This window comes from Psychrobacter sp. (assembly GCF_018260395.1).
Taxonomy (GTDB): domain Bacteria; phylum Pseudomonadota; class Gammaproteobacteria; order Pseudomonadales; family Moraxellaceae; genus Psychrobacter.
In genome coordinates, this window is the sequence record NZ_JAGLBC010000118.1 from 1 (window position 1) to 7,583 (window position 7,583).

The window sequence follows — 7,583 nt, forward strand, 5'->3', positions numbered from 1 at the left end:
GTTTTTAAATTCACGTTAATCCCCTTGCTTAGGCTTTGATTGACGGACGTACGATGACATCGCCACCATTGGCACCTGGTATGGCACCTTTAATGACGAGAAGACCTTTTTCAGCATCTACTGACACGACTTCAAGTCCTTGAACGGTAACTTGTTTGTTACCCATTTGCCCTGGCATTTTCTTACCTTTGAAAACTTTACCTGGGCTTTGGTTCTGACCTGTTGAACCCAATACGCGATGCGATACTGAGTTACCGTGAGTAGCATCTTGCATACTAAAGTTATGACGTTTTACGCCACCCTGGAAGCCTTTACCTTTACTTTGACCTGTAACATCAACAAGTTGCCCTGCTTCAAATAGGTCAGCAGCAATTTCGCTACCAGCTTCACGTCCATCAAGTTCTTCTTCTGTAACACGGAATTCCCAAGTACCACGACCAGCTTTAACGCCAGCTTTAGCAAAGTGACCTTTTTGTGCTGCAGTTACGCGGCTGTCACGACGCTCACCAGTGGTTACTTGAATGGCTTGATAGCCGTCAGTGTCATTGGTTTTGATTTGAGTAATGCGGTTTGCATCGACCTCAACAACCGTTACAGGGATAGAAGCGCCTGTTTCAGTGAAGACACGGGTCATGCCGCATTTCTTACCGACTAAACCGATCGCCATGTTAAACCTCTTTATATCTTCAATTAATAGTTTGGGGTAATTTCTAAAAGTCGCGTGTTATTAATCATTACGCTTAAATCTACGCGCTTTTGATTAACCCAATGCGATTTGAACGTCTACACCAGCAGCCAAGTCCAATTTCATCAATGCATCAACTGTTTTATCAGTAGGTTGCACGATGTCAAGCATACGCTTATGAGTACGAATCTCGTACTGATCTCGCGCGTCTTTGTTGACGTGTGGCGAGGTTAGGACGTTGAAACGCTCGATGCGAGTAGGCAACGGTACAGGACCACAAACTTGCGCACCAGTGCGCTTTGCGGTATCGACAATCTCTTGTGCCGACTGATCGATCAATCTATGATCAAAAGACTTTAGTCGGATACGGATTCTCTGGTTAGCCATGCCAGCAAGCTCCTAATAAATGGGTTTATCACTATTGCTAAAATATAAATAGCACTTAAATGATAAATAGCCGTTATATAAATGATTCATTTTTTGGTCAAATCGTGAGACTAATCACATCAGACAATTCAAAAAACAAAATAAGTTTAATCCTTGCCCACCAGTTCCATATAAGAAGGTAGCAAAGAAGAATGAAATTAGTGCCAAAAACGATGCTTCGGCTGTATTAACGTCAAGTCTATTAAGTGTTTGCTTATGAATACGCTGCCGTATCTGCTTACACCACTTGAAACGCTCATATAAATTCAGTGGGTTGTATTATACACAATTGTCAAATGATTGCAAGTGTATTATTAACTTCTAAAAAGAATAACGCAAGATTTTTAAACCCTATACAGATCAAGAACACTAATCCTAAGTGTTTTAGATTTACTATAAATATATATTAATCTAAAACGATATCATATTGCTCTTGAGTATAAAGATTTTCAACCTCAAAGGTGATTACTCTACCCAATAAATACTCTAAATCTGCTACTGTATCTGCTTCAGAGGATAACAGCAAATCAATGACCGAAGCATGTGCAACTACTGTGAATTTCTTCGGTGAATTATAAGTACGGGCGCAGCGCATAATCTCGCGGAATATCTCGAAACAAACTGTTTCAGCAGTTTTAATAAATCCTTTGCCTTCACAAGTTTTACAGGGCTCACAAAGCTGTTGCTCCAAAGATTCACGGGTTCGTTTTCGAGTCATTTCAACCAAACCAAGTTCACTTACTTGCGTAATTTTGGTTTTAGCATAATCTTGAGATAACTGGTGTTGTAAGCTTTCAAGCACATCGTCTTTATGCTCTTGCTCTAACATATCTATAAAATCTAGTATGATAATGCCACCTAAGTTTCTCAAACGAAGCTGTCTGGCAATGGCATGTGTTGCTTCTAAGTTAGTTTTATAGACTGTATCTTCTAATGATCGCCCGCCAACAAATGAACCGGTATTGACATCAATTGTGGTCATTGCTTCAGTTTGGTCAATAATCAGGTAGCCTCCTGACTTTAAATCTACTCGGCGTTTTAACGCATCTCTTAAGTCTTCTTCAACTCGATGTAGATCGAACAAGGGCTGCTCACCCATATAAGGCAATATCTTAGGATAAATTAATGGCACAAACTCTTTAGCAAACTGGCGCACTTCGTTATACATGCTTTCATGATCGACGATTACTTTTTCAGTATCTTGATGTACCAAATCTCGAATAGAACGTAGAGGTAAGGACAATTCTTGATAAATTAATACTGCCGGTTTGCCACTACCTGCAGAAGCCTCTCTACGCGCTTGAATAGTACGCCATAATTGAACTAGGTAGTAAATATCCTCTTCTAGTTTGTCAACTGGAACTCGCTCAGCAGCAGTACGAGCAATTAACCCGCCGGTTAAATTTACCGTTTGCATCAGTTGTGCCAATTCAGTTTTTAGGCGATGACGCTCTTCTTCATTATCAATACGTTGTGAGATACCAATATGTTCACTCGATGGCAAATACACCAAATAACGTGACGGAAGCGAAATATTAGTGGTTAACCGTGCGCCTTTAGTACCTAGTTGGTCTTTGGTAACCTGTACCAATATCTTTTGGCCTTCTTGTAGCCGATATTGGATCAGTTCATGACGCGGGGGTTCAATAATCTGACGCTCTTTTATAGGCATAGGCGGAGTATCAGCCTGAGTAATGGCATTGCCCACTTTATCTGGCGAATCGATATCTAAGGATGTGGACTCAAGTAGTGAATTGTCCAATAGATCACTTTTTAAATTTGCCGACTCGTCTGCTAGAGCTGATTGCTTTTCTCTTAAACTGCTAGGCTCGAGATCAACCTTACTAGAGCCATTAACATTAGAGCCAGTAGTGTTAGATTCAGTAAAATTAGAGCCAGAAATGTTAGAGCTAGGATTTTGCAGAGATGTTAATGCATTGCTGGCTGAATGATCATCTACCATAGTAGCTGATAAAGGTTGTGAACCAGTTCGAGTGTTTATTTCAGCAATGTGTTCTGATCGGTTCACTGACATACTAGTTAGTACAGTAGGCTCTTTTTTAACGTGATGACGCACCTCAGAAGGACTGTCCATATTAGGCGTCAATCTAGGCAGACGGCGCATATCATTAACGTGTAAAAAAGCTGTACGTGACTGGCCAATTTCAATAAAAGCTGCTTGCATGCCAGGTAATACGCGAACTACCTTCCCTAAATAAATATTGCCTACCAAGCCAAGCTTATTATGACGCTCAATATAAACCTCACTAACCACCCCATTATCCAAGACGGCAACACGCGATTCCATTGGGCTAACATTAATGAGTAGCTCTTCTGACATAGTAGACCTTTTGTTTTTTATTAATTTAGGTTTATTGAGTAAAGACTACCAATTATATCGAGAAATTTATCAGCGGTATAAAATTAGCCTAATATCTTTTAATTTTGAACCAGTGTACCACCGACTTTGTAAAATTGTTATCCTGTCATTTCTTCGATGAAAGAATTATTCGCCCCTATCCTTCTATCTGATATTATAATTTTTAAATTCCGAATCTAAAAACTATGAAGACTTAAAAGATAACTTATAAAGTAAGTTTTAGCGCCATTATAAGCTCTCAAGCTTATTCTCCATATGCTTGATAGCAGATAAAGTCTGCGCTAAAGGTAGCCCCACTACGTTGGTATAGCTGCCTTTAATATACTTTACCCAAGCTGCACCTTTACCTTGAATTGCATAACCGCCAGCTTTATCAGCAGGTTCACCGCTAGACCAGTAAGTTTGCATAGCTTCATCATCTAATTCAATAAAGCTAACTTCTGTCTTTTCCAATAAGTTATCAATAGTAACGACTTCACCTTGCTGATTAAAAACAGTTAATTGTACTGCAGTCCATACCGAGTGCTTGGTATTAGACAACTTTTGCCACATGTCAAAGGCATCTGCTTTATCCGTAGGTTTAACCAATATAGACCTCTCATCTGGAAGAACACCTATAGTATCGGCAGTGATTACCAAACAATGTTTAATGTTGTCTTTACAAATAGCGCTCAGGCTCTTGCCAGCAGCAACAGCTTTGGCCTTTACCATACGCACAATATAATCTTGTGGTGACTCATTGAATAATACCGTTTCATCCACCTCCACGGTCAGAATTTCAAATTCAATATCAGCTTGTGTTAGCAGTTGCTGACGACGTGGAGAAGTAGAAGCCAGAATAATTTTCATGACATACTCAAATGTATAAAGAAGTTATGGGGTATCAAAGGATTTAATAAATAAAGCAAATGTTTTATGAAAAGTGATTATAAAGTGCTGGTAATAAGGATGGAAGCAAGGCAGTAGATTTAGATTATAATTTTTTTATAAATCGGATTAGGGGCATAAACACTAATGGCCAAGTCAAAATACTGACCAATAAATTAAAAATAGCGCTGCTATAAAATATGTTCTGAGTAATATATTGCACTATCCACAAAGCAAACTGAAAGACAATCAACGCAATAGCAGCAACAGTCCAAGCAAGTGAAAAGTTAAGCTGCTTAATGTACTGACCCATAAATCGCACACCAAAGGCCATGATCACTGCAGCAAATGCTTGCTGACCAAGACGCGTGTCCAATAATAAATCACAAATTATCCCAATGCCAAAAGCTGTAATAACCCCCACATAACGGGGCATGAATATCAGCCAAAAAACAAGCACCATAATAAGTGCCATAGGACGTAGAAAAGAGGCTTGTAAGCCCATCGGATAGATATTGACCACTGACGCTATCACAAAGCTAACAATAACTATAATCAATGACTGAAAAGGGCTTAAAGAGGATTTCATCATACTAGACAAGCCTCAGCTCAGTAGTTAAGCTAAGGTTTGGGCTTGAGGTTAGGCTTGTGAAAGCGTAGCAAGATGTCTTGTAACTAATACTATTAACTGCCTTAAGGCTATTTGCTTTACAGCTAACTGTGTTACGACTAAATGAGAAAATAGCAGTCGAAGTAAGAAAACAACCTTTTAAGGTCAACAAGTCATTTGATAGCATTATTTTGAGCCTCACTTAGGCTCAGTAGGACGACTGTCCGGAACATAAGGAACTTCAGTTAACTCTAAGGAACCTGTAAATTTATCATCTTTAAAGTCAGGTGAATGCTCACTATCTTGCATGACTAAAACATATGAGCTATTGATAAAATTAGCGGCTGGTTTTACTTCAATATTCATAAAGTTTTCGTGTTGCTGAGGGTTAACATATTCGACACGGCCAACACGGTATCCTGCTGGAAAACGGCCTCCCATGCCTGAAGATATTAGCTCATCACCGACACGAATATCTGAAGTTTTGAAAATATAATCTAATTTCAGAGAACTTGGCGTACCCTCACCCGTGACAATGGCTCGTTGTCCCGTTCTTCTTACCGTAACGGATACAGACTGTAATTCATCAGTAATCAGCAATAAACGACTGGTATTGGGGTAAACATTGATAATTTGGCCTAAAATACCGTTTTCATCTATGGCTGTTTGGCCCACTTGCACCCCATCTTTACTACCTTTATTAAGCACCACGATTTGCTTTAACGGATTGGTATCTGTACCTATGACTTGAGCCAAATTCAATTCATATTGGTCAGGTTTGGTGGTAGATAATATACCCTGTAATCGCGCATTTTCAGCCAATATATAGTCTTGCTGTTGTAGCTTGGCTTGAGCATGTAACAATTGGGCGTGTAACTGAACGTTTTCACGACGCAACGCCTCTTTACTCATCAAGGTGCCATCAGCCCAATGACTAACAAACGTAGGCAATACCGACATTTGATATATAGGCTGCATCGCCGAATGGCTTGTATCACGAATTGGATTGAACCAATTAGGGTTTTTGCTATCTAACAACATTAAAATCATAGCGACCAATAATACAGCCGCTGTTTTTCGTAAAGTAAGATTGTATTGAGCAAAGAGGGTCGTTGGCATAGTGAACTTACAGACTTAGTGAACGTACAAACTTATAGACTAAACAAAAATCATATTCAAACTTTTGTTATTGATAAATGACAAAGCAGCACCACCACCACGGCTTACGCAAGTTAAAGGATCTTCTGCAACCGTAACAGGGAGACCTGTTTCTTTAGACAATAACTTATCAAAGTTACGAAGTAAGGCCCCACCACCAGTTAATACAATACCACGTTCTGCAATATCAGATGATAATTCTGGTGGGGTTTGCTCTAAAGCTGTTTTTACGGCACTTACGATACCGGTTAAAGAATCACTTAAGGCTTTTTGTACTTCTTCAGAAGTTACAGTTAAAGTTTTTGGCACACCTTCTGCCATACTACGACCACGTACTTCAACTTCAAGCTTGGCATCTTCATCTATAGCAGAGCCTACGCTTTGCTTGATACGCTCAGCAGTAGTTTCACCAATCACACAGCCATGATTACGGCGAACATGGGTAATAATTGCTTCATCAAATATATCACCACCGATACGAATTGAGTCAGCATAGACACAGCCAGATAAGGAGATAACCGCAATTTCAGTTGTACCACCACCGATATCAACTACCATTGAACCACTCGCTTCGTGTACCGGTAAGTCCGCGCCAATAGCAGCGGCCATAGGCTCTTCCAATAAAAATACTTTATTGGCACCTGCAGATGAAACCGCCTCACGAATAGCTCGACGTTCAACAAGCGTAGACTTGCAAGGAACACAAACCACAACATTTGGCTGAGCCAAAAAGCGTTTTGCTTTTACTTTATTGATAAAGTGCTTTAACATCTTTTGAGTGACTTCAAAATCTGCTATTACCCCATCTTTTAAAGGACGGATTGCGGTGATGTTATCTGGGGTACGACCTAGCATTTGCTTAGCGTCGATGCCCACAGCAGCCACAGTTGGGTTCTGAGTACGGTTACTACGTAGAGCAACAACGGTAGGCTCATTAAGTACCACACCCTTACCAGGGGTAAAAATCAATGTATTGGCAGTACCAAGGTCAATGGCGATATTGTTAGATAGAAATCCAAACGGGTTCATGTATCGTGTTCCAGCGTATTGCGAGTTAAAGAGTAGCCTCATCATCTCTTGCGTTTATTAAGCAGAGACTGGCTCTCAAAAAAGAATTTAATATTTTAGAAATATTTTATAGTTTTGTCGAATAAAGTGACATACATTGACTAAAATAAAGTATGGGAGTATGACGACAAGAATAAACCTTAAAAACTAATCAAATATTCAAGTGGAGCAAATTATAGCGTTTAATGAACGATAAATCATGTAAATCTCAAATTTTTAGCATAACTATATGACATTTTTTGCAACATCTCATGTCAAAATTAAATTTTACGCTACTGTTGTATAGTTATAGCATTAATTTTTACTGTGTTTTGACTGATTTACTTGTTTTGTGTTAGTTATTTGCAAGTTAAATAAGTCACTATCTATCATGCGTTAAATAGTTCCTA

The 7,583-nt window shown here is 39.3% G+C and carries 7 protein-coding genes; all 7 read right to left on the reverse strand.

The features are described from left to right. Positions 1-28: 28 nt before the first annotated feature. Positions 29-667, reverse strand: coding sequence for a 50S ribosomal protein L3 (gene rplC / locus QZ265_RS08665; RefSeq protein ID WP_296405350.1), 639 nt, complete (start codon positions 665-667; stop codon positions 29-31). A 93-nt stretch (positions 668-760) separates the two neighbouring features. After that, positions 761-1,072, reverse strand: coding sequence for a 30S ribosomal protein S10 (gene rpsJ, locus QZ265_RS08670; protein ID WP_007394248.1), 312 nt, complete (start codon positions 1,070-1,072; stop codon positions 761-763). 445 nt (positions 1,073-1,517) lie between these two features. Then, positions 1,518-3,452 (reverse strand): Rne/Rng family ribonuclease, encoded by a 1,935-nt coding sequence (locus tag QZ265_RS08675; RefSeq protein WP_296405353.1) that lies wholly within the window; start codon positions 3,450-3,452, stop codon positions 1,518-1,520. Between the two features lie 267 nt (positions 3,453-3,719). Next, positions 3,720-4,340 (reverse strand): nucleoside triphosphate pyrophosphatase, encoded by a 621-nt coding sequence (locus QZ265_RS08680; RefSeq protein WP_296405354.1) that lies wholly within the window; start codon positions 4,338-4,340, stop codon positions 3,720-3,722. Positions 4,341-4,464: 124 nt separating this feature from the next. Then, on the reverse strand, positions 4,465-4,950 hold the full coding sequence (gene mreD / locus QZ265_RS08685; RefSeq protein WP_296405356.1) for a rod shape-determining protein MreD: 486 nt from the start codon (positions 4,948-4,950) through the stop codon (positions 4,465-4,467). 216 nt (positions 4,951-5,166) lie between these two features. Then, entirely contained in the window at positions 5,167-6,087 is a 921-nt protein-coding gene (gene mreC, locus QZ265_RS08690) for a rod shape-determining protein MreC (protein WP_296405358.1), read from the reverse strand. 39 nt (positions 6,088-6,126) lie between these two features. After that, the gene (locus QZ265_RS08695) at positions 6,127-7,155 is read right to left on the reverse strand and encodes a rod shape-determining protein (protein ID WP_296405360.1); all 1,029 of its coding nucleotides are present in this window, start codon (positions 7,153-7,155) and stop codon (positions 6,127-6,129) included. Between the last annotated feature and the right edge of the window lie 428 nt (positions 7,156-7,583).